Source organism: Luxibacter massiliensis (genome assembly GCF_900604355.1).
Classification (GTDB): Bacteria; Bacillota; Clostridia; order Lachnospirales; family Lachnospiraceae; genus Luxibacter; species Luxibacter massiliensis.
The window spans coordinates 99,563-122,110 of record NZ_UWOE01000002.1 but is presented as its reverse complement, the minus strand read 5'-3'; the positions used below and the strand labels follow the sequence as shown (position 1 = coordinate 122,110).

The following is a 22,548-nucleotide window of genomic DNA, read 5'->3' as shown; positions in this document are numbered from 1 at the left end:
AATCCTAACTAATTTCTGCCCCTGCCGGCATATCCTTTTCAGGAGTCATCAGTGCAAGATTTCCTTTTTCATCTTCTGCACAGAGAAGCATTCCTTCAGACAAAACACCTGCCAGTTTTGCCGGCTTTAGATTAACAAGAACCATTACTTTCTTGCCAACCATCTGCTCCGGCGTATAATGTGCTTTAATACCTGAGACAATCTGCTTAACCTGACTTCCTACTTTTACCTTAGAACAAAGCAGTTTCTTGGACTTTGGAACCGCCTCACAAGCGATAATTTCCCCTACCTGGAACTGCAGGGCGCCAAACTGGTCAAATGTTATTTCAGGCTTTGCCTCAATATCAATAACATTCTCATCCTTTTCCTGCACAGGAGGATGCAGCTCTTCCACTTTCTTTAAGACCTCCTCCACATCCAGCCTCTGGAAAAGAATTTCTGGATGAGCAGTCACATGGCCTCCCCCAAGCTGCTCCAGAATCTTTTTGCTGGCAGACGGCATAAAGGGTTCAAGGAGCACGGCACCGCTTGAAATACCCTGGATCAGGTTCCACAGCACAGTCTCCAGCCTGCCCTTTTGTGTTTCCTCCTTTGCAAGGGCCCACGGCATCGTCTCATCAATATACTTGTTACACCTTTTAAATAAATTAAAAATCTCCGTGATTGCATCTGCCACCCGCAGTCCATCCATTTTTTCCTCAACTGCCTTTGGAGTACCTTCAATAACTGCCTTTAAATCTCCATCTATCTCTTCAGCTATCCCCCTGTCTGAAACAGTTCCGCCAAAATATTTATTTGTCATGGATACTGTACGGTTTACTAAATTTCCCAGGGTGTTAGCTAAATCTGAATTCATCCGTTCTACCATTAGCTCCCAAGAAATTATTCCGTCATTTTCAAAGGGCATCTCGTGGAGTACAAAATAACGCACCGCATCTACTCCAAAGAAGTCAACAAGTTCATCCGCATAGAGTACATTCCCCTTTGACTTACTCATCTTCCCATCCCCCTGCAAGAGCCATGGATGGCCAAATATCTGTTTTGGCAATGGCAGATCCAGAGCCATCAAAAATATAGGCCAGTAAATCGTATGGAAACGGATGATATCTTTTCCAATTAAATGTAAATCTGCAGGCCAATTCTTTTTAAACTGCTCTGTACTGTCCCCATCGCAGTCATATCCAATCCCTGTGATATAGTTTGTAAGTGCATCCAGCCATACATAGACTACATGCTTTGGGTCGAAATCAACAGGTATGCCCCACTTGAAAGATGTCCTGGACACACATAAATCCTGGAGGCCTGGAAGCAGAAAATTATTCATCATCTCATTTTTTCGGGATACTGGCTGAATAAATTCGGGATGGGCATTAATATGATCAATCAGGCGGTCCGCATACTTACTCATTTTAAAGAAATAGGCCTCTTCCTTTGCAGGCTGGACTTCCCGCCCACAATCAGGGCATTTCCCATCAATTAACTGAGACTCTGTAAAAAAAGACTCACAGGGCGTACAATACATCCCCTCATAATGCCCCTTGTAAATATCCCCCTTATCATACAGCTTTTTAAAAATCTTTTGGACCTGTTTCTCATGTTCCACATCCGTTGTCCGGATAAACTTGTCATAGGAAGTATCCATCAGATCCCAAATCCCTCGTATCTGACGGGCCACATTATCAACAAATTCCTTCGGCGTAATGTTTGCCTCATCAGCCTTCTGCTCAATCTTCTGGCCGTGCTCATCAGTCCCAGTCTGAAAAAACACATCAAACCCCTGGCTCCGCTTGTACCGCGCAATCGCATCCGCAAGGACAATCTCATACGTATTGCCTATATGCGGCTTACCAGATGTATATGCGATTGCTGTGGTAATGTAATACTTTTGCTTTTCTGACATAATGCTCTCTCCTTTGTGGACGTAGCCTTTTACAAAAGGGATACGTCCTAAATTAACTTTTGACCTGTACCTAAATGAAGTTCTTCGTAACGATTTCTTATGCAATAAAAATACCCGTCTTCTTATTATAAGAAGACGGGTTAATTCCGTGTTACCACTTCTAGTTTGCCCTGCCCTCACAGACAGAACCTCAGTAAGTGCCGGCCAGCACTTCTTCGCTGTAAAGGGCGAACCCATTGCAGCCTTGCACAAATCCTAAACTCTGTGTTCGGTGCACCGCTCAGAAGCCATGTTCACCTACCCTCCATTCATCCCTCTCAGCTTAAAGCCTCTATCAGGCTAGTAGGATTTCTCTGTAAAATGTCATGCAGGCTACTCTCTTCATCACTGCGTTTTCTTTTTATCTTTGAAAAAGCGTAACACAGCATTTTGGGAATGTCAAGGCAGGGATTTTATATTTTTTAAAGGATGCTTTCATAAACTCTTAATCTTACCAACACATTTTTGTCACAAAAATAATTTATCTTATACTTATACAAAGCAGCAATGCTTTTTTACATAAATTTTTTTCATTCCTTTTCTCCGCCGGATGCATTTTGCTCCGGCTTTTTTAGCGCTTCTTGTTTCAAATTTATCAAACAATAAACTAATATTATTATATATTTCACGCTTTTTATATTATAGACCAAAATACACTTCGTAATTTATACCTCTTAACCAGCAATTCCAATTATAACCTATTAATCTATAAGATATCCTTTGCTGCACAGCATCTCTTCAATTGTATCCAGTATTTCTTCACTGTCTGCTTCCACCTTATGATAGTGATAATTTGATGTAATATTTTTAAGGGGACTGGATTTCCCGTTTCGGATATCTTTCATAAATTCTATCACCTGCTGCCTGGAATTAATATGAAGGTCTGCTTCCATATGCCCGTAAACCCGGTGATTCACCATTACATTCACTATACGGCCCCCCAGGTCTACAATGGCACAAAGCTCATTTTCCAGCTCCTCATCTGTATGACAGACCTTAAAGATCCTGGAAACCGCAAAAGGTGCATTTAAAATATACCCCCGGTTTGTAGAAATAATGTCATAGCCTGCTGCCCGGATCAGGGCAATATCCTGTACAATTACCTGCCTGCTTACATCATAAGCCTGAGCCAGCACCTTCCCAGATACTGGCGATTTACTGCTTCTAATCCTCTCTACTATTCCCTCCCTGCGCTCTGCGCCTGAAACCATATACCCACCTGCTTTCTATAAAAAATGTCCAAATATATAAATCCATTTTTATTTTAAACTACTTACCGCTAAAACAGAAGAGCTTTCTGAAAATTGAACTAAACTACATGAAGATTTTTCATTGAAATGTCCAAAATCGGAGCCGAATGCGTCAGGGCCCCGCTGGATACATAATCTACTCCAATCGCTGTGATTCTGGATATATTTTCCTTTGTCACATTTCCAGAACATTCTGTCTGCGCCCTCTTATCAATAATGCGGATGGCCTCCTGCATTTCCTCTGTTGACATATTATCCAGCATAATTATGTCTGCCCCGGCTTCAACCGCCTCCCTCACCATATCAAGGCTTTCTGCCTCAACCTCGATTTTACGGACAAAGGGGGCATATTCCTTGGCCATCTGGACGGCCCTTTTTACACCTCCGGCAGCACTGATATGATTGTCTTTAAGCAGGATTCCGTCCGATAAATTATATCTGTGGTTAAAACCACCTCCCACTCTCACAGCATATTTTTCAAAAATACGCATATTAGGGGTTGTTTTTCTTGTATCTAAAAGTTTTGTTTTCGTACCTTTAAGAAGTTCCGCAACAGAATGTGTATAAGTAGCTATCCCACTCATTCTCTGTAAATAATTCAAGGCGACTCTCTCGCCAGATAAAAGGACGCGGATATCCCCTGACAGCTTTCCCATAAGCTGCCCGTTCTTCACCTCATCGCCATCCTTACAGTAAAACTGGGCCTGAATACTTTTATCCAATAACTCGAATACTCTTTTAAATACATCCAAACCTGCAACCATTCCATCTTGCTTGCAGATTAAGTCAACTTCTCCTTCTATAAACTCCCTCATCACTGAATTTGTGGATACATCCTCGCTGGAAATATCCTCCTTCAGAGCCTCCAGAATTAAGTGATCTGCCTGTAGATCCATTGTAATATTATTCATACCTTTGGTTCTCCTTTTCTCAATAAATCAATCTGCCATTTTCTATACCCAAGAGTTTCCCTTAATCCGCGTTACTTTGAACTTTAGGACAGGCCGTCTAAGGCTATCAGGGTTTGCTAAAGGGCAATAAACTAAAAATAAATCTCTATGCTGTCTCCTGCTCATCTCCCCGGGCCTGGTACAACTCTCCTATTTTCAAAGCCGCCCGCTTGGCAAATACAAGGCTTTCAAGGAGTGAGTTACTTGCAAGGCGGTTTGCCCCGTGCACGCCATTGCAGCTTGTCTCACCTGCTGCAAACAAGCCGGGCATAGATGTCCTGCTGTAGGAATCTACCCAAATACCACCCATGAAATAGTGCTGCGCTGGAACTACGGGTATGGATTCCTTGGTCACATCATACCCTTCCTCCAAACAATGTCTGTAAATATTAGGAAAATGATTGAATATAATTTCCTTGCTAATATGTTCCATGGACAGCCATACATAATCCGTGCCATCCCTTTCCATCTGATTTTGGATGGCTTTTGTAACCACATCCCGCGGGAGCAGTTCATTTACAAACCTTTCTCCATTTTTATTATATAAGATTGCCCCCTCCCCACGTACAGACTCAGAAATAAGAAATCTTCTGCCGGGTTTTTTAGAATAAAGGGTAGTTGGGTGAATCTGCACATAATTCAGATTCTCCGTTTTTATCCCGTGCTTTTGTGCTATTCTAAGGGCGTCTCCAGTCAGGTGCGGATAATTTGTAGAATGTTTATAGTTTCCCCCTATCCCGCCACTGGCCAAAATCGTATAGTCTGCATATATTTCCAATGTGCCTCCATCTTCTGTTCTTGCTACAACTCCATTACAATTTTTATTACGCTCAATAATATCTGTCATAGTCGTGTGCTCAAGGATTCTTACATTTTTTAAGCCTGCAGCCTTTTCTAAAAGCCGGCCTGTTATTTCCTTTCCAGTGATGTCTTCGTGGTATAAAATACGTGGCCTTGAGTGTGCCCCTTCTCTCGTGTATGCAAAATCCTCACCATTTTTCTTAAATGCAACGCCGCACGCAACCAAATCTTCAATAATCTGCCGGGAGCTTTGTATCATAATATGTACCGATTCCTGCCTGTTTTCATAATGTCCGGCCTTCATTGTATCTTCAAAATAACTTTCATAATCATCCTCATCCCTGAGGACACAGATACCTCCCTGAGCCAAAAAAGAATCGCTGCTTCTGGTATCAGACTTAGTAATCATTAATATTTTTTTACTAGCCGGCAGTTTTAAAGCACTAAATAATCCTGCCACACCTGTGCCGACAATTACAATATCTGTTTTTATTTCCATTATCTGTCTCCCAACACTCCTACTTAGCCAATGCAAGCATCCTTTCCAGTGGCTTCCTGGAGTTTTCTCTTAACTTATCTGAAACGATAACCTCATTTTCTCCTGTTTCCAACACATACAGAATCTTTTCTAATGTTATCAGTTTCATATCCTGGCAGACTGGCTCTGTCTCTGTAAAATAAAATTTTTTATCTGGACACTCCTTCTCCAAATTATGGCGCACTCCGCTTTCAGTACAAATAATAAACTCTTGATTGCCACTGCGCTTGGCATACTCAATGATACCAGATGTGCTCCCTATATAATCTGAAATATCAAGAATCTCTTCCGGGCATTCGGGATGGGCCAATACTAAAGCATCCGGGTGCAGGCCGCGTACATATTTAATCTCATCTGTCTGCATATTCTGATGTACGGGGCAATAGCCGTCATTATAAATAAAATTTTTATCCGGTATTTGGGAAGCCACAAAATGCCCTAGGTTCCTATCCGGAATAAAAAATATATTCTTATTGGGCAGCGCCTTTACAATTTTAACTGCATTCGCCGAAGTTACGCAAACATCTGATAATTCCTTCAGCTCCGCTGTTGAGTTTATGTAACAGACTACTGCCAAATCCTTATACTGGCCGCGTATTTTCTTTATTGTACATTTATCCGCCATATGGGCCATCGCGCAGTCTGCAGACGCATCCGGCATCAAAACAGTCTTACCTGGATTCAGCACCTTAGCGCTCTCCCCCATAAAGGATACGCCGCAAAAAACAATTACTTGTTCCTTAAGGCCAACTGCAATTTTACTCAGATAAAAAGAATCCCCTATGTAATCAGCGATTTCCTGAATCTCTGGATTCACGTAATAGTGGGCCAGGATTACCGCATTCTTTTCTTTTTTGAGAGCATTAATTCTATCAACTATCGTCATTTTTCACACCTCTCCCTGCCTGTTCAGCAAATTCACATCATTATAGCATATAACTTTACATATGACAAGACAGTTGTGTAGCAGTCCCAAAGATCTTTCTGCTTTTTAAAAGCAATAAAATTAACCATAGGATATCCCCTATTATCAAGAGAAAAACGCTCTAATTATAATCTATTGTATAAAATAAACCAAAATCATAACCACCAGTGAAAACTGGTGGTTTGCTCTATCCCTATAAGGGACGATTGCCGGCTTGGGCCTCAAAGGCCCTACGAAAATAAAGGCCCCAACCGCACCTTATTCCCGGCTATCCCTTACAAGGGATTTGTTTATTTGCCTTTTGTTACTGGCTCACCCGTAAACGGGTCTATAAATTCTTTTAAACTTAATTGATCATAGGCTATGTCGTCTTGTAATTGGTTTTTTATATGCTCTTCTATTTTCTTTGCATTTTTTCCGGCTGTATCCACATAATATCCACGACACCAAAATTTTCTATTCCCATACTTATATTTCAAATTTGCGTGCCTATCGAATATCATGAGCGAACTTTTTCCCTTTAAGAATCCCATAAAGGATGACACACTTTGGTTTGGTGGGATTCTCACCAGCATATGAATATGGTCTCTGCAGCATTCTGCTTCTATTATTTCCACTCCTCTTCGTTTGCATAAGGTACTTAAAATGTTCGCTACATCCGCTTTGATGTTTCCATATATAATCTGTCTCCTATATTTAGGTGCAAATACAATATGATATTTACATTCCCAAGTTGTATGTGATAAAGTATTTTTGTCCATGTTGGACACCTCCTTTGTTATTTTAGTGCGGTTTAGGACCCACACTCATTATAACAAAGGAGGTTTCTTTATCTAGGGCTTGAAGCCGGATGGGGGTCCACTTGCATAGCAAGTGGTTTATTTGGATTTGTATCCAAATAAAAGATACCTCAATGCAGCAATACAGCTGCCTTCGGTATCTTTCGAAATATTCTGACAATGGAAAGCAAAAGGGACAGTCCCCTTTGCAAAAGGGTCAGACCCCTTTATCATTTTTACAGTATACTGCCCAATTTTGTTCCCCGTCATCCCTTATCTGTATGTCATCAAAACTTTCAATATATTGTTTAAACTGGGAATACCCATAATCTCTGACTTTAAAATCGCCAAACCGATTTCGTATTTTATTTCCTAAAGTTCCCAGTGACACTCCTTGGCTGTCAGCATTTTCAACTAACTGAATAATATACTCCTCCAGCATTTCTTTTTTACTTTTGTCTTCATAAACTGTCACTGTCACCTGAGTCCCATCCTGTTTTAATTTCAGTTTTGGAAACTCTTCTAAGAACTTTGATAGTAGGCTATAGCCGTAACGGCGAACATCGAAATCTGGATACAGCTTAACCAGACGGCTCCCCACCTCGCCAAGTCCTGTTTCTTTATCATTATTCTGATTTTCTGTAATAATCTTGACAACAGCTTCCTCGATCTGATTTTTGGAAGCTACATCTGTATTACTTTTCTTGCTGTCCCTTCCAGTGGCATGTACTGTTACTTTCTCTTCCTTATCTATAGTGTTATCTTCCAACAGCAGCTCAAGCACTGTGAAAATATCGCACGCCTTACGAAACGGAACCGGAGTTTTATCTTCCCCCATACCTATCACTGTTTTGCCACTTTCCCTAAGTCTGCTGGCTAATTTTGTAAAATCACTGTCACTGGATACCAGGCAGAACCCCTCCAGGTCACTTGTATAAAGCATATCCATTGCATCAATTATCATAGCAGAATCAGTAGCGTTCTTACCATGTGTATAACTGAACTGCTGTATAGGAGTAATTGAATTCTGCAAAAGCACTTCTTTCCAGCTAGAATTATAAGTACTGGTCCAGTCTCCGTAAATTCTCTTGTAAGTTACATTCCCATATTTTGACAATTCATCCAATATTGGTTTTATATACTTTGCAGAAACATTGTCTGCATCTATTAAAAGTGCATACTTGTCTTCCATGTCTGGTACACCTCTCCATTCATAACTTTCCATTCAAATACTTGATTATAATAAACCATATAACTATGCTCAGAATTTTCTTTTGGAATAGAAACAGAACCAGGATTCATATAAATATATCCTTCCATTTTATCACATGCGGGAATATGTGTATGTCCATTCAGCAATATATCCCCCTGCCTGATCATCGGTGGATTCTCAGGATTAAATATATGTCCATGAGTAGCAAAGATTGTCTGTCCATCTAAATTCAACAGACAGTACTCTGCCATTATTGGAAAGTCCAGAACCATCTGATCGACCTCAGTGTCACAGTTCCCGCGTACACATAATAGTTGTTCCTTCATGGAATTGAGCATCTCTATCACCTTTTTGGGGTTATATTCCCTAGGCAGATCATTCCTCGGCCCATGATACAGAATATCTCCAAGTATTAACAGTCTCTCCGCATTTTCCTTTTTATACGCCTCCAACATCTGCTGGCAGTAAAAAGCAGAACCATGGATATCTGATGCTATCATCAGTTTCATATAATAGTCTCCTCTCTGTTCAAAGGGGTCTGTCCCTTTTGCAAAAGGGACTGTCCCCTTTGCTCTTCATTTTCAGAATTTTCAGGCATTTCCTGTGGGGAAAAATGGACGGATAGATTCGGCCACACTGGAAATTGGCATTGTCTGGAGCCATACTCTACCTGGCCCAGTCAGGACTGTGTTAAACAAACCTTCACCACCCAGCAATTTATTTTTCAGTCCGGGCACCTGCTGGATATTCATCTGGACACTGGGTTCAAACCCTGCCACATTCCCTGTATCGACAATAATCTGCTGTCCCGGCTGCAGCTGGTACTCTACTAATTCTCCATCTATTTCTACAAATGCCATCCCTGAACCTGACAGGCGCTGCATAATAAAACCTTCCCCTCCGAAAAACCCAGCTCCAAGCTTCTTGTTAAAATGGATAGACAGCTGGACACTCCCTTCTGAAGCAAGAAATGCGCTCTTTTGTACGATCATTTCATTTCCAGGCCCAATCTGGACAGGCATGATCTTCCCTGGGAAACTAGATCCAAATGCAATAAGTCCATTTCCATTTGCTGTATAAATATTCTGAAACATACTTTCACCTGAAAAGGCTTTAGAAAACATCTTTCCTATGCCGCCTCCTGATGTCTCCATCTGCATATTGGGACTCATCCAGACCATTGACCCTTTTTCTGTAATCATCTGTTCCCTGTCCGCAAGCTGACACTCCACAACAGGGAATACCCCTCCCTTGATCTCATATTTCATAAAACTCTCCATTCTGCCGCTTATTGCCGCCTCTAATATAGTGTATAAGTTCTCTTTTTATCCTACTGTACTAGGCGCATTGCTGTCAAGCAAAGTTACTGCCTTAAAACTAATTCCCGGATTTCCCCTAAATACATTACTCATATATCGCATCCTAGCGTTACATACGTATCTTCATTCCTGCTATTTAATTTCTAATAACAAAATGAGCCTATATCTCTGCTGGGTTGCAGCAGGTTATAGACTCATTCACAGCTAAACAGCCTTAATAATTCGCATGAGTTTTCCAAATGTAATATTTTATTTGATATAATCCTCTTAAAGAAGGAGGAGCACCATGAAACCTAACACCGAGGAATTAAGCCAAAAATATATCAATAATCCACCAGAAGGAATAACATCCAAGGATATTCGCCATATAAACAAGGATGAATTTTGGGATATGGACTATTTCCTAAACGAAAATGATTTATTTGCTGATGAGGCTGGTGTGGAAAGTTTTTATCTCTTCTAACCGTACCGTCTTAACGTCATTCTCACACAAGAGTTTATTTAACGAACGTTAGATAGACTCCTGTTTTTTTCAGATTTATAAAAATCGGAATTTCCTATAAAACAAAAAATCACCCCACGGCTGAAAACATTCAGTCATGGGGTGAGCCTGATATGCCTGTTATTTTAACTTGTCGTTACTGTCACACCTCGATTTCTGGCCCGTCCTTCAGGGCCTGTTCTCTTTGGAAAAAGTCGTGGGAACAGAATAAGGACAAATGCGAAAACCTTTGAATGTACGGCAAACGACTCTCAATACACGATACTACTTTAATCTTTCCTTTAATCTATCCTCAGCCTTAGTAAATTCGCAGTTTAACGCCTCATCCTCTAATCTATTTAATGACTCCAAATGATTTTCCTGCTGTTCCTTTGTCCATTCTTCCGCAAATTTTCCACCTTTTATCCTGTCATACCTATTTTTTAGGAATTTACGGATTTCTGACGTATCAACATCATGAAAACCTATTAGCTGGCCATACTGGCTAGTGTGGGAATGGAATGGCAGCTGGCGGAAGAAACCAACCTCTGCCGCTTTCTCCATCATAACAGCTGGCTCCTTTGAAAGGTACATCTCCATTAATACAGCCTCCTCGGGATGCCCCATTTCCACTTGGAGTTTAAATGCTTCCACAAATACGTTATAAATAATAGGCCAGGTTCCCTGTTCTGCCATCAGATCCAGACAAGTCTCATCATCAAAAGTCACTTCTATCGCGCCTTTCCTGGTTGCACCAATTGCCTTGCACAAAGCCTTTCCGTATTCCAGCGCTTTTCCTGATGCATCCTGATGCACAGCTACGAATGCAGGCGAGCCTTCCCCTTTTTCAAATAACTCCCGGACGCCTTTCCCTATCATACGGGGCGCCGCCATAACAACATCCAACTCTGGGGCAGGCGTGATTTTCTTGAAAGTTATATTGTATCCCGACGCAAAATTCAAAATATTGCCTGGAGCCAGGTTGGGGGCAATCTGCTTTTCATATATTTCTGGGGCCACTTCATCTGGAAGCAATAAAAATAAAATTTCTGCCTTTTTCGCTGCTTCCTCTATAGAATAAACCATAAACCCGTCTTCGTTTGCCTGATCAAATGACTCGTCATGCCTGCTGCCTACAATTACATTCTTAATACCTGAATCCCGCATGTTCAATGCCTGGCTCCTGCCCTGATTTCCATACCCGATTATTGCCACCGTCTTGTCAATGATCAATCCTAAATCTGCATCTTCATCATAATAAATATTAGCCATACTTCCACTCCTCCTATTTTTTGTTTAATCAGCAGACATCTGGTGTCTTATGTCTGTCTTAAACATAGCACTGCTAAACTATAGAGTCAACATTAATTTTATTTTTCTACTATATTGACAAAGTACAGCTCTGTTTTATGTATAAATTGTATATCTGAGAATGTCTCTTACCAAATATCTGTCTGTCCTCAATGTCATACCCAAAGGGTATCCCCTAATGCAGGCCCTTAAAGGGGCGGGTGGACTTCGTCCAGCAAGGTATACCCACAGGGCACCCCTTAGCACATGTCCTTCGGACGGGTGGTCTTCGTCCAGCAAGGTATACCCACAGGGCACCCCTTAACACATGTCCTTCGGACGGGTGGTCTTCGTCCAACAAGGTACACTTATTGAACTACTAATGTTCAATAAGATATATTTAAGGGGATACCACTCAAAAGTATGCCCTGTTAAATACTTTAGTGTCTGCCTGCTCTTAACAAGGGTAAATATTAAGGGGCGATCTTTAGAATATGAGTTCTGAAAAAATCACCTATATTTTCTTAGCGGACTAAACCTTTCATTTATCTTTTAATATATTAAGGTGTCAGAAGGCTGCTGCCCTCCTGACACCCTATTTACAATATATCATCCCTGTACACAGGGAGCCTCGTCTAACACTAGATCCTTCCAACTCTCCAGGGATGTCTGTACCGCCTCCTCCATGGCTCTCTTATCTCTTAACTCTAATGCTTCTAAAATCTTACTGTGATTTTCTACCACAACCTTTGAATAATCCCTGTTTGAAATCACCAGTGACGGCTGAAATAACTCCATGATACAGCGCCCTATACTCAAAATAAAAGGATTATGTGTGCTTTCATAAATTGCAATATGAAATTCCAGGTCATGGTCAACAGTCGTTATCCCTTTACTTAAATCATATTTTGTCCTCTCATGAATTGACCTCAATTTTCTAATATCATCCGCAGCAGCGTTGTCAACAGCCATAAGGCTAACGGAAATCTCTATCATTTTTCTAAATTCTGCCAGTTTTTCCCTGCTCTCCTCCCCACTCTGCAAGATCAACTGAAAAATCAGCGGATTAATCACAGTGGTATCTACAGCAGTCCGAATACGGCTGCCGTTTCCCTTACATATCTCTACGACTCCCAAAGCCTCCAACATTTTTATTGCTTCGCGTACACTAGATTTTCCCACGCCGAAACGCTCTGACAACTCCGTCTCCGACGGAAGAAAATCCCCTGGCCGCAGTTCTCCGCTTATTAGTCCTTCTTTAATTTTCTCAACCACCATTTTAGACAGGGACTGCTTAGGCAGCGGGGTCATCCAATTATCTTTTTTACTTTCCATGATGCTCCTCCATGAGATGGTTACAAAAGGGACAGTCCCCTTTGCAAAGGGGACTGTCCCTTTTGCTCTCCATTGTCAGAATATTTTACTTTTTTATTCTAACATACCCTCCATCTACTGTAAATCTGATTTGAGTTTACCCGTACTGCCCCTTGCCAATTTTTTTACTTCGCCGCGCCTCCAATCATTACTTTCTTTGTATTGCCTCCTCTCCCCTTTATTATTCCACTCTTTTCTGTATCTTCCGTTAACATGCCAAGAAGTACAAATATCTCATGGGCAAGTACTGGGAATGCCGCCAGGATCAATAAGACTCCCCATTCCTGTAGGGAAAGTGATGCTGTGCCAAACATTCTTGTCAGATAGGGCACTTCCGTCACCGCCGCCTGCAAAGCTAACCCAGCGGCAAATGCGGCGGCCATCACTGGATTAAATTCTCTCTTTCTGGAAAATACAGAAGTATGTACATCTTTCATCCCCCAAGCGTGGAAAAGCTGGGATATTCCAAGCACAGTAAATGCATAGGTCTGTGCTCTGGCCAATACATCCGGGGACTGTAATACTGCCGTAATATTTGCCAATGTAAATGCTTTCTGCTGTTCTGCCAGCATTTCCCATGGCAGCTTCAAAAAGGCTGTCAGGCTAATGGCTGCAATAAGGCATCCATAAAAAACTGTACAAGCTGTGCCTCCATTTGAAAACAAACCTTCCTTCGCCTTTCTCGGAGGACGTTTCATCAACGCTTCTTTATCATTCTTATCTACCCCTAAAGCCAAAGCCGGAAGGGAATCTGTAATCAAGTTTATCCATAATATGTGGCTGGCTTTCAGAGGGGAAGCAATACCCATTAATACTGCTGCAAACATAGTAATAATTTCACCAAAATTTGATGACAGCAGAAACAGTACTGTTTTTTTAATATTTTCATAAATGCTGCGCCCTTCTTCGATTGCCTTCTCAATTGTTGCAAAATTATCATCTGTTAAAATCATATCTGCCGCATTCTTTGCCACATCTGTCCCCGTAACCCCCATTGCAATACCAATATCAGCCATTTTCAGGGATGGGGCGTCATTTACACCATCCCCTGTCATGGCAGCTATATTTCCGGTATCCTTCATAGCCTTCACAATCCTTACTTTATGCTCTGGGGAAACCCTGGCAAATACATGGGTCGTACCAAGTCTTTGTTTCAACTGTGTGTCTGAAAGCTTTTCCAGCTCCTCCCCCGTCATACATTCTTCCAGCTTTTTTGCAATCCCCAGTTCCCCTGCAATCGCAAATGCCGTATCCACATGGTCTCCCGTTATCATGACTGTCCGCACAGATGCTCTCCTGAACTGCTCAACCGCCTCCTTTGCCTCCGGCCTCACAGGGTCTATCATCCCTGCCAGTCCTACAAATACCAGATCCTGTTCCCTAGCCTCCTTCTCCCCCCGCTTTACAGCTACAGCCAATACCCTCAGTGCCTGGGCGGAGAAATCATCCACTGCCTGCCTGACCTGTCTTTTGTACTGATCTGTCATTGCATGTATCCTGCCATTTATCAATATTTTACTGCACCTTGCCAGAACCACTTCCGGCGCCCCTTTTGTATATGCCACAAACCCCTCTTTTCCTCTGTGTACTGTGGTCATCATTTTACGCTTGGAGTCAAACGCCAACTCTCCAATACGCGGCAGCCTTGCCTCTAACACCTCCCTCTTTGTCCGCCCTGCCAAGGGCGTCTCCCCCTTCAGCCGGAACCCTTGTACAAATCTAAGCAGGGCCAGCTCCGTAGGGTCTCCAAGCTCTTCCTCCCCTGAAATAACTGCATCATTGCACAGGGCCATTCCTTCCAGAAACTCATCTGGTATGTCAGATAATACATCGCTGCTTTTATAAACATTTTGATTTACATAGTACCGCGTAACTGTCATTTTATTTTGTGTCAGGGTACCTGTTTTGTCAGAGCATACAACATTTACAGCACCTAATGTCTCTACAGACGGGAGCTTTCTGACAATGGTATTGACTTTCACCATTCTTGATACACTTAGAGCCAACACAATTGTGACAATCGCCGGGAGTCCCTCAGGGACGGCCGCCACTGCCAAAGAGATGGCAGTAATCAACATTTCGAGTATGTTCCTCTTCTGAAACACTGCAATGGCAAAAAGAGCAGCACAGAGCAGCACAGATACGATGCTCAGCATTTTCCCCAACCCTGCTAATTTTTTTTGAAGAGGCGTGAATTCTTTAGGTGCATCACTGATAATTGATGCTATTTTACCTATCTCGGTTCCCATCCCTGCACCGATGACAATCCCTTCGCCTCTCCCGCCTGTCACTAAAGTAGACATAAATGCTTCGTTTTTCCTATCCCCCGCCGGCAGAGGTTTTGCAGCCTGGAAGGCTGCATCCTTACTCACAGGAAGAGATTCCCCTGTGAGGGCAGATTCCTCTACCTTTAAATTCCAAGTCTTAATCAAACGCAAATCTGCTGCCACCTGTGCACCGGCCTCCAGAAGAACCAGATCGCCCTTTACCAGCTCAGATGCCGGTATTTCTCTAACCCTCCCCCCTCTTCTCACAACCGCGTGTGGACTTGTCAGCTTTTTAAGCGACTCCAGGGCCTTTTGAGCTTTCCCCTCCTGAATCACCCCCACAGTGGCATTGACTATAATAACGACGCAAATGATAATAGCATCGCTGACCTCCCTTAACAGGAATGAGACTAGGGCTGCAACAAGCAGCACGCATATCAGGGGGTCATTTAACTGCTCTAAAAATGCCTCAGCGGCCGTCTTTTTCTTACCCTCCTCTAAAATATTAGGCCCGTCCACACTGAGCCTTTGCGCCGCCTCGGCCTCCGTAAGGCCCTCCTCCCTGTCTGTATGCAGTAAATCTAAAATCTCCCGCAAAGATTTCTCTTCAAACAAAAAACCCCTCCTTTCACGCTTGTACCATACTGACTACTGTATCGTATGCGCAAAGGAAGGGGTTTAGTCCAGCTTTTTAAATATTATTATACTTAAAATAGTAAGTGCATAAAGACTGCACTGATAGGTATAGCAATAATTGTCCTCTCAAAGAAACAAATGATAAGTTCTTTTAGAGATACCGGTATTTTAGTAGACATCATAACTACAATAGTCTCAGAGAAAAAGATAATCTGAACCATGGAGACAGTGACTACCATATACCTTGCACCTTCCGCCAGCATTGCCACTTTATCTGAAATCAGCAGCACCGGAAGAAACATTTCTGCTATGCCAACTGGCAGCGACGGTGCAATCTCTGCTGCATTTGGAACTGCCAGAATAGACAGAAGAGGTTCAAACAACTTGCCAATCCAGTTAAAGACAGGCGTATATGTAGCAATTACCATGGCGATGATCCCTGCTGCCGTCAACAGTGAAATTACCTTTGGAAGTACAAAACAACTATCCTTCAAACTTGAGGTAATCTCCTTAACCAGGCTTGGCGCTGTGGCAGCCTTTTTAATCGCCCTGCTGCTCCCAGTCTTCAGAATTTTACTTGCGGGAACCTTTTCAGCCTCAATATCTTCTTTTGTCTGTACTCTGCCATCAAGAAAAACAGATTCCTTTTTGGACAAAGGCGGTATTCTTGCCATGAAAAAGCTTACAAATAGGGTAACCAACAGTGCTATAAAATAAATGGGCAGAAAATAATCTGACAGATCGGCTGTTTCTATTACCTTATAGGCAAATCCAACGCTTACTGCACTGAAACCTGTTGCTATCAAAACAGCCTCTTTCTTTGTATAAATTCCTCTCTGATATAGTTTACTGGTAATCAGGACACCTACAGATGCTGAACTGACAAAAGAGGCAATCGCATTTACCGCGCTTCTCCCTGGAATTTTAAATACTGGCCTCATCAAAGGCTCCATCAGACTCCCTATAAAATCCACAATCCCATAATTCAAGAGGAAAGGCATAAAGACTGCACTGACAGGAATAATCCATGCCACATCCATTGCGATAGAGTACACAGTCTCCCCAATATCAGGACTAATAATAAACTCCGGACCTCCGAATCCGGGAATTGTATAATGTAATAGCAGAATAGCTGAACATACCGCGCCAAACATATACAAAAGCGGGTGTATCTTAGAATCCTCTTCATAATATTTATAGATAACAGAGCCTTTATCTTTACAGATAAATTTTCCATACACACTCAGAAGGCCGTTTCCTATAATGATTAACCCTCCCAGCCAGAGTCCTGCAAGTCCTAAAATTTCTTTAATATTTTTGTAAATAATTCCAAACGTTACGTCCGTACTCCCCCGGAATGTAATCGGCACAAAAAATATAAATACTGCAATTAGTGTGAAGAAAACTGCTTTTACTGTACCCTGCTGCCACTGTCCTTTGGTTAATGTCAGGGCATCCAGTACTGCATTGTCATTCAAGTTCTCCTCAGGGTTTACTGTAATATTCTCTTGATTTTTACTCTCTTTTCCCACACTGTCTCCTCCTTAAAGTAAAATCATATTACTGATTTTCTTTTTTCTTCAGCGCCAGGATGGAGAGATATTCAAATACAATATTTGCTGCCAGGTACGCCGTAATCTCACCGTGGTCATACGCAGGCAGTACCTCTACAATATCAAAGCCTATAAAATTCAAGTCTTTAATCTTTCTTACAAGCTCAAGGGCCTCTAAAGATGTAAAGCCTCCAACTTCCGGCGTGCCTGTTCCCGGGGCATAAGCCGGGTCTACAAAGTCAATATCAAATGTCAGGAAACAAGGTTTGTCTCCGACTCTCTCCAGAACAGCCTGGATTAACGCATCAAATCCCATCTCCCTGACTTTATGTGCCGGGATCAGCTTCATTCCCAGTTCTGCAGCCATTTTATGCTCATTTGGGTCATACAGGGAACCACGCATGCCAATCTGGATAGAATGTCCTGCATCAATGAGGTTTTCCTCCAGGGCCCTTCTAAATGGTGTGCCATGATTATATTTCTGGCCAAATACCTCATCACATAAATCAGAATGTGAGTCAAAGTGTACAAGGGCCACAGGGCCATATTTCTTTGCAACTGCCCTTAATTCAGCCAGTGTGATAGAGTGATCCCCACCTAAAACAATTGGGCAGGCATTATCTTTCAGGATATTTGCAACGCCTTTCTCAATAGCTTCATATGTAGGATGGATATACCCTGGTGTTACATTAAAATCTCCAATATCCCCACCCTTTAAATTTTCCATGATATTAACCTGCATAATTACGTTGTTAGGTTTCATCATTGCAGAAATATTTCTGATTGCATTTGGGCCAAACCGGGAACCTGACCTAAAAGAGCTCGCTGTGTCAAATGGCGCCCCTGCAATCGCAAAATCCAGGCCATCTGCAGAAGTAATTTTTTCCATTCTCATAAATGTTCCCATATTACAAAATCTTGGTGATGATAACGCACTAGCAGGCTGCTTAATTTCTGACATAATAATACCTCCAAAATATAATTCTTATTTTTTAATTTTGATTTGGTTATTGTCGACAAATAAACCTTTTTCGTTGATAAAATACTATCACTTTATAAGGCGCCTGTGTTATACTAATACTTGATAAGTTATATGGAAAATCATATAATTAATCTAGACAATATATTTGGCAGGTAACGACTGATGGATATTAAATATTTTAAGTACGTGTTGGAAATTTCAGAATGTGGCTCGATCAACAAAGCTGCCCAGAATCTTCAGCTTTCTCAGCCAAATTTGAGTGTGTGCATTAAGAATATGGAATCAGAGCTTGGTTTTCCTGTTTTCAGGAGAAACAGCAGCGGAATCTACCTCACGCCAGAAGGTAAACTATTTCTAAAATCCGCCCAAAAAATCGTACTTGAAATGGAAGCCATTTCCAATATACCTTTGCTTTTTACAAATAAGGAAAATATATCTATTTCCTGTACATATTCCTTTGATTTTATGAACCATTTCATCAAATTTAAAAAAAAGAACCCTCCCAAAATGTACGAGGATTCTTTCAAAGAAACCGGTTTGATTCAGACAATCCGGGATGTCATCGAACAGCGGTACAGAATGTCTTTATTTTATTGTTTCGATTCTGTCAGTGACACATACACCCAGATTGCAAAAAAGCATAATCTAAAGTTAATACCCATAGCAAAAGACAGGCCCCTGATACTTCTTGCGTCCAAACGCCATCCCCTGTCACAAAAAAAAGAAATATTGTTTGAAGAAATCAAGAATTATAAATTTATCATGTATGAAAACTTTAAATTTGAAGAATGGCTTAAAATACTGGGATTCCAAAATGATAACCGTATTTTGTATGTTTTTGACCGCGGAGGCCTAATTGACGCAATCCGTCAGAGTATGTACGTCACTGTTATGATGAAACGTTTTACAGATACTTACAGCGAAGATTGTGTGGAAATTCCAGTCGTCAATGCCCCCAGCCAGATGAATGCCTATCTTATGTATCACTCCACCTATACTGTAAATACACGGGAAAGGCTGTTCATCCGGCAGCTAAAAGAACTGTTTGCAAAATAGCAGGATATTATTTACTAGTCTTGCTCTTCATCTTACAATATACAATTGCCACCACTGTACTTACTGCCGTGGCAACAATCCCCGCCCCGACAATTGCCGATGGGTTCACACTCCCGTACTGGCTCCTGTAGGCAATTACATTTACGGGAATTAATTGTAGTGAGGAGATATTCATAATAAGAAATGTACACATCTCATCAGAGGCTACCCCCGGTTTCTGCGCAATACCCGGCGCTCTTCCTTCCCTTCTCTCCTTTTCTAAATCTGCAAGTGCGCTCATGCCCTGCAGTCCGGCAGGCGTTGCCGCCCACCCAAGTCCCAGAAAATTTGCAATAAAATTAGTACTTATATATTCATTTGCCTTATGTCCCCGGGGGATATTCGGAAACAAGAAATGAATAAGAGGACTCATTTTTTTAGAAGCCATTTCAATAATCCCCGCACGGGTGGCGATTTCCATAATACCCACCCAGAATGACATAACGCCCATCATTGTAATACACAAGGTGACTGCCTCTCTCGAAGAATCTAAGGCTGCATTTGTAATATCCGGCATCTTTCCATTAAAAGCACCAAAGATAACGCCCACAATAATCATCCCTGCCCATAAATAATTCAGCAATTTTTTTCCTCCTTGTTCCTATACTGCAGTCTTTCTATTTCACCAAACAGGCGCCTAAATAATCTATACAAATGAATACATATATCCCTATTCGCCTATTTTCCACATATACTCTTCCACAAGGCCAAAAGGTGCGGGGCCTACTGACAATACAGCTTCATGAAACTCTTTCTGAGAATAATCCTCTCCCTTTTTCTTAACCCAGTCTTTTTTTAATTCCAAAAACTCTACATACCCTATATAATATTTCAAATAATTTCCTGGAGAGCCTATAATTAGTTGGTACATCCTCTCTAAAGCCTTGGCGTCTGTTATCCCATAATTTTTAAAAAATGCAACCATATCAAGCCTGCTCCAGCCTTCATAATGTACTCCCATATCTGCCAACGCATATAACCCCAGTATAATAGAGCTGTTTTTCTGGAGAAATGTGGCCTGCTCTTTGCTCATCGGGGTCAGGTAATAGCTGCACATCTCCGCATAGGTGGCCCACCCCTCCACATATCCCCCGAAGTTAAAAATACTTCTAAGAGGGTCAGGGTCAGTGGCCGCATAATAGATAGTCTGGTACAGATGTCCTGGATACCCTTCATGCGCAAGTGTTGTATAAAGTGTCAGGTTATTATTCATATGAGCCTTATTTACATAGATCACATTTTCCGATATATTATCAATTGCCGGAATCATATAAAATGCCGGACTTAAATGTTCCTCCATGGCTTCAGGGACATATTTTACCTGGGTTGCTGTATCAGGCGGTTCCGGGAAAGATGCTTGAATCTTTTCCTCAAGCTCATTCAGTATACTGACGGGGTTGGAACTTTCCATTGCTGCCGTTTCTTTGGCCTCATTTCCTCCAATACTGAGAGCTTCTTCCATAGCTTCCAAGTCAGATACTATCTGGCGCCTTGTCAAATCCTCAAGTTCCTCTATGCTCCGGTCTGATCCAGTCGCCTCTGCAACTACCTGCTCATAGTAAGCTTTCCCTTCTGGAAGATAACACAACCCCTCATTATTTGTGCCACTTCCTTTTAACTTCTGTATTTCTGAAACTAGTTTGCTATAAGCAGGTAAAATATAACTTTGCAGCATATACGCATTTTTTTTAATATAACTGCTCTGTTCTCCTGCAGATAACCCAAGCTGGCCAATGCGTTCCACGAATGTAGAAATCAAATAATTACTTTCTCCCATTTCCATAAAAGCCGTACACTGGCTGATGACCGTATCTGCCGCCTCATCAGACATAAACAGTCCGGCATCTGCTTTCGCCTTTTCAAATTCTATTAAAGCATTAAAATACTCTGGCGTTGTCTCCATTAACTGCAAGTATGTATCTACATCCTCCACAGAATAAAACTGGTACTCGGACAAAAGAACCGGTAACTGCGTCTGGATTCCACTTACAAGGCCGAGCGGCTCATCATATAATAAATATTTTGCGCCTTTTTCAGACATCTCCAGGTAATAATCCAAAATATCGTATGTAAGCTGATTTTCTGTAGATAATAAATCATAAGAGAACTTATTTAATGCAGCCCGCAGATTCTCTGAGGCAGCTGCAGCCTCTTCGGGATCTGTGGTAAAACTGCCAAATAAAACCGGAGCATTCTTAATTCCATACTTTTCAGGCTCCTTTAATGAATAATGAAGGCTGACTGTATTTGATGCAACCTCCTGGCAAAATATTTCATTTGTAAATGAACGGAATGCTTTATTCTGACTCTTGTCTGTACTGCATCCGGTAAAGACGAAGGTACAGCCAATACTGATTGTGAGAACTACGGCAAGAAGCCGCTTTTTTATACTGCCGGGAATAAGAAATGACATAAGAACTCCCCTGGAATCTTTGTATTATCTTATGAACATAGGATAGCCGATATGCCCAATGCCAGGATTTACTTTATCTTAAATTCATGCCTCTGTATAAATAGGCATATAAATAAAATAACTATGTTCTGATGAGTACGTCTTTGGAAATATTTATCCAATCCGTTCCAGGAGGTTCCATGCAGTTTTTTCTATATATCTCGGATTTTATTATCCCTTTTATTATTCTTGCGATCGTTTCTTATGGAGTTTTAAAAAATACCAATGTATATGACAATTTTATCAAGGGGGCAAAAAGCGGATTCCTTACTGTAATTAAACTCATGCCCACCTTAATTGGACTGATGGTTGCCGTGGGGGTGTTACGTGCATCTGGATTTCTAGAATTCCTCTCAACCCTCATAGGGCATTTCACTGCTTACATAGGCTTTCCTGGTGAACTTGTACCTCTTACCATTGTAAAAATGTTCTCCTCCTCAGCTGCAACAGGTCTGCTTCTGGACATTTTTAAGGAGTACGGTACCGATTCCAGGCTCGGCCTAATATCTTCTATCTCCATGGCTTGTACTGAAACAATATTCTATACCATGAGTGTTTATTTTATGACTGCTAAAATAAAAAATACAAGATATACCCTCACTGGGGCACTCCTGGCGACCTTCGCCGGACTTGTGGCCAGTGTAATATTGGCAAATATGATGTTGTAATATCTCGTCCTGATTTTACTCCTGTAAAGCATTAAA

Annotated in this window: 19 protein-coding genes; 3 read left to right on the top strand and 16 right to left on the bottom strand. The window is 41.6% G+C overall.

Features of this window, described 5'->3' with window-relative positions:
* Positions 1-4: 4 nt before the first annotated feature.
* The 9 genes from metG to EFA47_RS18490 all read right to left on the bottom strand — a co-directional run bounded on the left by metG (position 5) and on the right by EFA47_RS18490 (position 9,663).
* Complete coding sequence (gene metG / locus EFA47_RS18530; protein WP_268888501.1) at positions 5-1,942, bottom strand: methionine--tRNA ligase; 1,938 nt, start codon at positions 1,940-1,942, stop codon at positions 5-7.
* A gap of 698 nt (positions 1,943-2,640) precedes the next feature.
* Positions 2,641-3,150, bottom strand: coding sequence for a transcription repressor NadR (locus EFA47_RS18525; RefSeq protein ID WP_122644670.1), 510 nt, complete (start codon positions 3,148-3,150; stop codon positions 2,641-2,643).
* A gap of 98 nt (positions 3,151-3,248) precedes the next feature.
* Positions 3,249-4,100, bottom strand: a complete 852-nt coding sequence (gene nadC, locus EFA47_RS18520; protein ID WP_122644669.1) for a carboxylating nicotinate-nucleotide diphosphorylase — start codon at positions 4,098-4,100, stop codon at positions 3,249-3,251.
* 145 nt (positions 4,101-4,245) lie between these two features.
* A complete protein-coding gene (locus tag EFA47_RS18515) occupies positions 4,246-5,439 on the bottom strand; it encodes an L-aspartate oxidase (RefSeq protein WP_122644668.1) in 1,194 nt (397 codons plus the stop codon).
* Positions 5,440-5,458: 19 nt separating this feature from the next.
* Positions 5,459-6,364 carry a quinolinate synthase NadA gene (gene nadA, locus EFA47_RS18510; RefSeq protein ID WP_122644667.1) on the bottom strand — a complete coding sequence of 302 codons (906 nt, stop codon included), beginning with the start codon at positions 6,362-6,364 and terminating at the stop codon, positions 5,459-5,461.
* 329 nt (positions 6,365-6,693) lie between these two features.
* Complete coding sequence (tnpA, locus tag EFA47_RS18505; RefSeq protein WP_122644666.1) at positions 6,694-7,164, bottom strand: IS200/IS605 family transposase; 471 nt, start codon at positions 7,162-7,164, stop codon at positions 6,694-6,696.
* Between the two features lie 235 nt (positions 7,165-7,399).
* Complete coding sequence (locus EFA47_RS18500) at positions 7,400-8,374, bottom strand: NYN domain-containing protein (RefSeq protein WP_122644665.1); 975 nt, start codon at positions 8,372-8,374, stop codon at positions 7,400-7,402.
* On the bottom strand, positions 8,350-8,904 hold the full coding sequence (yfcE, locus tag EFA47_RS18495) for a phosphodiesterase (RefSeq protein WP_122644664.1): 555 nt from the start codon (positions 8,902-8,904) through the stop codon (positions 8,350-8,352). Before yfcE ends, EFA47_RS18500 begins: the two co-directional genes overlap by 25 nt.
* Before the next feature lie 81 nt (positions 8,905-8,985).
* Positions 8,986-9,663: a TIGR00266 family protein gene (locus EFA47_RS18490; protein WP_122644663.1), complete on the bottom strand. Its 678-nt coding sequence runs from the start codon at positions 9,661-9,663 to the stop codon at positions 8,986-8,988.
* Positions 9,664-10,000: 337 nt separating this feature from the next.
* On the opposite strand from EFA47_RS18490, the gene EFA47_RS20005 reads away from it, so the two are divergent.
* Entirely contained in the window at positions 10,001-10,177 is a 177-nt protein-coding gene (locus EFA47_RS20005) for a hypothetical protein (protein ID WP_164690067.1), read from the top strand.
* A 303-nt stretch (positions 10,178-10,480) separates the two neighbouring features.
* On the opposite strand, the gene ilvC is transcribed toward EFA47_RS20005, so the two are convergent.
* The 5 genes from ilvC to speB form a co-directional block, all read right to left on the bottom strand.
* Positions 10,481-11,467, bottom strand: a complete 987-nt coding sequence (gene ilvC / locus EFA47_RS18485; protein WP_122644662.1) for a ketol-acid reductoisomerase — start codon at positions 11,465-11,467, stop codon at positions 10,481-10,483.
* 627 nt (positions 11,468-12,094) lie between these two features.
* Positions 12,095-12,820 carry a FadR/GntR family transcriptional regulator gene (locus EFA47_RS18480; RefSeq protein WP_122644661.1) on the bottom strand — a complete coding sequence of 242 codons (726 nt, stop codon included), beginning with the start codon at positions 12,818-12,820 and terminating at the stop codon, positions 12,095-12,097.
* A 164-nt stretch (positions 12,821-12,984) separates the two neighbouring features.
* Positions 12,985-15,741 carry a cation-translocating P-type ATPase gene (locus tag EFA47_RS18475; protein WP_122644660.1) on the bottom strand — a complete coding sequence of 919 codons (2,757 nt, stop codon included), beginning with the start codon at positions 15,739-15,741 and terminating at the stop codon, positions 12,985-12,987.
* A gap of 92 nt (positions 15,742-15,833) precedes the next feature.
* Positions 15,834-17,294 carry a YjiH family protein gene (locus EFA47_RS18470; protein ID WP_235853375.1) on the bottom strand — a complete coding sequence of 487 codons (1,461 nt, stop codon included), beginning with the start codon at positions 17,292-17,294 and terminating at the stop codon, positions 15,834-15,836.
* Between the two features lie 28 nt (positions 17,295-17,322).
* On the bottom strand, positions 17,323-18,276 hold the full coding sequence (gene speB / locus EFA47_RS18465; RefSeq protein ID WP_122644659.1) for an agmatinase: 954 nt from the start codon (positions 18,274-18,276) through the stop codon (positions 17,323-17,325).
* Between the two features lie 183 nt (positions 18,277-18,459).
* Here speB and EFA47_RS18460 point away from each other — a divergent pair, with 183 nt between their 5' ends.
* On the top strand, positions 18,460-19,353 hold the full coding sequence (locus EFA47_RS18460; RefSeq protein WP_122644658.1) for a LysR family transcriptional regulator: 894 nt from the start codon (positions 18,460-18,462) through the stop codon (positions 19,351-19,353).
* A gap of 7 nt (positions 19,354-19,360) precedes the next feature.
* Here EFA47_RS18460 and EFA47_RS18455 read toward each other — a convergent pair whose 3' ends face one another.
* Positions 19,361-19,975 (bottom strand): nucleoside recognition protein, encoded by a 615-nt coding sequence (locus EFA47_RS18455; protein ID WP_122644657.1) that lies wholly within the window; start codon positions 19,973-19,975, stop codon positions 19,361-19,363.
* 87 nt (positions 19,976-20,062) lie between these two features.
* Positions 20,063-21,805, bottom strand: coding sequence for a DUF885 domain-containing protein (locus EFA47_RS18450; RefSeq protein ID WP_122644656.1), 1,743 nt, complete (start codon positions 21,803-21,805; stop codon positions 20,063-20,065).
* A 179-nt stretch (positions 21,806-21,984) separates the two neighbouring features.
* Here EFA47_RS18450 and EFA47_RS18445 point away from each other — a divergent pair, with 179 nt between their 5' ends.
* Positions 21,985-22,512: a spore maturation protein gene (locus tag EFA47_RS18445; protein WP_122644655.1), complete on the top strand. Its 528-nt coding sequence runs from the start codon at positions 21,985-21,987 to the stop codon at positions 22,510-22,512.
* Positions 22,513-22,548: the final 36 nt, after the last annotated feature.

Excerpts from the sequence above, each read along its gene's own strand:
- yfcE (WP_122644664.1), bottom strand. The coding sequence starts at position 8,904 with ATGAAACTGATGATAGCATCAGATATCCATGGTTCTGCTTTTTACTGC.
- EFA47_RS18460 (WP_122644658.1), top strand. The coding sequence starts at position 18,460 with ATGGATATTAAATATTTTAAGTACGTGTTGGAAATTTCAGAATGTGGC.
- EFA47_RS18445 (WP_122644655.1), top strand. The coding sequence starts at position 21,985 with ATGCAGTTTTTTCTATATATCTCGGATTTTATTATCCCTTTTATTATT.
- ilvC (WP_122644662.1), bottom strand. The coding sequence starts at position 11,467 with ATGGCTAATATTTATTATGATGAAGATGCAGATTTAGGATTGATCATT.
- speB (WP_122644659.1), bottom strand. The coding sequence starts at position 18,276 with ATGTCAGAAATTAAGCAGCCTGCTAGTGCGTTATCATCACCAAGATTT.
- EFA47_RS20005 (WP_164690067.1), top strand. The coding sequence starts at position 10,001 with ATGAAACCTAACACCGAGGAATTAAGCCAAAAATATATCAATAATCCA.
- nadC (WP_122644669.1), bottom strand. The coding sequence starts at position 4,100 with ATGAATAATATTACAATGGATCTACAGGCAGATCACTTAATTCTGGAG.
- EFA47_RS18525 (WP_122644670.1), bottom strand. The coding sequence starts at position 3,150 with ATGGTTTCAGGCGCAGAGCGCAGGGAGGGAATAGTAGAGAGGATTAGA.
- EFA47_RS18515 (WP_122644668.1), bottom strand. The coding sequence starts at position 5,439 with ATGGAAATAAAAACAGATATTGTAATTGTCGGCACAGGTGTGGCAGGA.
- nadA (WP_122644667.1), bottom strand. The coding sequence starts at position 6,364 with ATGACGATAGTTGATAGAATTAATGCTCTCAAAAAAGAAAAGAATGCG.
- EFA47_RS18480 (WP_122644661.1), bottom strand. The coding sequence starts at position 12,820 with ATGGAAAGTAAAAAAGATAATTGGATGACCCCGCTGCCTAAGCAGTCC.
- EFA47_RS18490 (WP_122644663.1), bottom strand. The coding sequence starts at position 9,663 with ATGAAATATGAGATCAAGGGAGGGGTATTCCCTGTTGTGGAGTGTCAG.
- tnpA (WP_122644666.1), bottom strand. The coding sequence starts at position 7,164 with ATGGACAAAAATACTTTATCACATACAACTTGGGAATGTAAATATCAT.
- EFA47_RS18450 (WP_122644656.1), bottom strand. The coding sequence starts at position 21,805 with ATGTCATTTCTTATTCCCGGCAGTATAAAAAAGCGGCTTCTTGCCGTA.
- EFA47_RS18500 (WP_122644665.1), bottom strand. The coding sequence starts at position 8,374 with ATGGAAGACAAGTATGCACTTTTAATAGATGCAGACAATGTTTCTGCA.